At 69.8% G+C, this 2,404-nt stretch carries 3 protein-coding genes; all 3 read right to left on the bottom strand.

All coding sequences use genetic code 11. The annotated features are described in order from the left end of the window. A partial coding sequence (locus tag ASJ79_RS22610) for a DUF222 domain-containing protein (protein WP_156448586.1) occupies positions 1–727 on the bottom strand: 727 nt, incomplete at its 3' end. Positions 728–847: 120 nt separating this feature from the next. Continuing rightward, the gene (locus tag ASJ79_RS22605) at positions 848–2,035 is read right to left on the bottom strand and encodes an alpha-D-ribose 1-methylphosphonate 5-triphosphate diphosphatase (RefSeq protein ID WP_067960178.1); all 1,188 of its coding nucleotides are present in this window, start codon (positions 2,033–2,035) and stop codon (positions 848–850) included. Beyond that, positions 2,020–2,355 (bottom strand): hypothetical protein, encoded by a 336-nt coding sequence (locus ASJ79_RS22600; RefSeq protein ID WP_197420333.1) that lies wholly within the window; start codon positions 2,353–2,355, stop codon positions 2,020–2,022. Before ASJ79_RS22600 ends, ASJ79_RS22605 begins: the two co-directional genes overlap by 16 nt. Between the last annotated feature and the right edge of the window lie 49 nt (positions 2,356–2,404).

Raw genomic sequence — 2,404 nt, 5'->3', positions numbered from 1 at the left:
GCTTGCCGCACAGGCACGGCAGATGATCCTGGCCCTGGATGATCGCCCCCACCGCGCACGACCGCAGATCCCCCGCCGACCGCGGATCATTGTCACAGATCCCCTTGAGCAGTTCGGCGATCCGCGCCGCCAACACCACCGCATCACAGCCCAGCACCTGACCCCACACCAACACCAGCTCATCCGGATCATCCACCGAGCCGATATGGAAATCCCGGGCCTTGACGACCTCCCGAGCCCGGATCACCGCATCCGGATCGAACCGCTCGATCACCGCATCAATGGCAGCCACCAACGCCTCTTGCGACAACGACCCCCACCGCGACGCCTTACCCGCCAACTCGCCATCCAGCAGCGCCAGCACCTGCGGGTCCTCGACCAGCCGGGTGCGCCAACAGATCTTGGCCACCACCTGGGCACTGACCCGGCCCTGCAGATACCGCTCGGCCAGCCGGGGCAGCCGATCACGCAACGCCACCGCGATCCGCATCTGCCCCGAGGCCGCCCGGGTCCCCAGGTTCAACACCGCCCCCAGCTCGCACGCCGCGCCCGCCCACGAGTCATACACCCAGTCATCGCGCCCGTCATCCCAGCTCACCGCCTGATACACCAGCTCGGCGATCGCCGCGGCCTTGCGCGCCCCCGCCTGAGCCTCCTCCCGGGCGCACTGTTCGATCGCAGCCACCACCGCGGACTGCTCCAGCCCCGCAAACAATCGATCGAACATGTGTTCTAGTATCCCCGACCCCACCAACAGCCCACCACCACCGAAACACCGACCTGGGGATGAAAACCGGATTGGGGATAACCCACCCGAAACGCGCGGGGAGCTGCGCCTAGTGCACGCCTAGTGCACGAGTGCAGGTGCCCCCACTGGGTTCCGGCTGAAGACCAGCCGGCCGTCGCGCCACAGCGCAGTGCCCACATGCGCGCCCTTCTCGGTGGCACCGGCGTCGAAGCGCTGCACCCGCCGCAGCGACGCGGTCAGCGGTTTGCCGACTTCGATGGTCACCGGCGCCAACCCGAGCGCGCCGGCCGGATTGGCCGACACCAGGTCGACGGCAGAGGCCAGCGGCACACCGTGCTCACCGGCGAGGACGTGTGGCGCCGCGTGCATCGCCGACGGCAGGTAGTCCGAGCACAGCACGTCGCACACCCCGGCGGTGATCGCGTCCGCCGCCAGGACATTTCCCGTCGACGTCGACCTGCCGCGCAACGCATTCGGGGCACCGAGCACGACCGTCATCCCGAGTTCGTGGGCGCGTTTGGCGGCCCCCATGGACAGCGGGAACTCGGCGACGCGGGCCCCGAGGTCGAATGCCTCCTCGATGTGTTGTTCGGTCCGGTCGTCGTGGGTGGCCAGCACGATGCCGCGGCCGTGGGCGAGTTCGGCTACGGTCCTGCGGCGCTCGGCGATCAGGCCGAGTTGTCGGGCGTCCACCGTGAAGACCTCCGCCACCTCGGCCTCGGACACCCCCCAGTCCTGCGCGTAGAAGGCCTGGGTCTCGGCCAGCGACGAGAACCTGCTGCGCTGGACCGAGGTCTCCATCATCGAGATCAGCGCCACCCGCGAGGACGCTTCCAGCACGGCGTGCAGCGCGTCGACCGCACTCCCGTCGGTCAGTTCGACACGCGCGTGAATCCGCCAGTCGCAGCACAACATCGGCGCGAGCTCTTCGAGCACCCCGGCCAGCACAGCGGCATCGGCGACCGAGATGCCCTTGCGTGGTGAGTCCTCGCAGCGCGCCGCGATGCAGACGGTGCTGATACCCGCGGCCGCGCACTCGGCGTCCAGCACCGAGATCACCGCAGCATGGTCGAGCGACACGGTGGCGCGGGGACGGCGTCGTTGCTGCAGGTTGTCCAGGTGCAGATCGACCGCGCCGGGGACGAGGAACAGGTCCTGCGAGGCGGCTGCGTCGGGCGTGATGGCTTCGACACGGCCCGCGTCGTCGAGGGTGACGATCGCGTTGGGGATGGGGTCGCGTCCCCCGCCGGGGATGACCGTCGCACCCTCGATCACCGTGTGTGCCATGAGATTTCTCCTTTTCGCAGTTCGCCGACCGCGTGGGCGATCGACTCGAGGGGACTGTCCGCAGCGGCGGTGACGACCAGCGCCGCACCCGCCGCGGCGACGTCGTGCAGCCAGGCGGCCAGCACATCGGACGGGGCGTACCGGTCGGGGACGTCGAGCACGACGAAGGGGCGACCGGAGAGCAGGGCGGCCGCCAGGGCCACCGTGTGCCGCTGCGGGGTGCGCAGACGCCCCAGCGGCGTGTGCGCGAGGTGGCCGCGCACCTGGTCGGCCAGATCCAGCACCTGCCTGCACCACCGCCCGAAATCGCCGGCCGACATCCGATCGGAAGAGCGCCGCGTAGGGGAAGAGGGGAGAGCTCGGGGGTCG

This window comes from Mycobacterium sp. NAZ190054 (genome assembly GCF_001545925.1).
GTDB lineage: Bacteria > Actinomycetota > Actinomycetes > Mycobacteriales > Mycobacteriaceae > Mycobacterium.
Note: the sequence above shows the minus strand (reverse complement) of the source record. Positions and strands in the feature narration are given on the sequence as shown.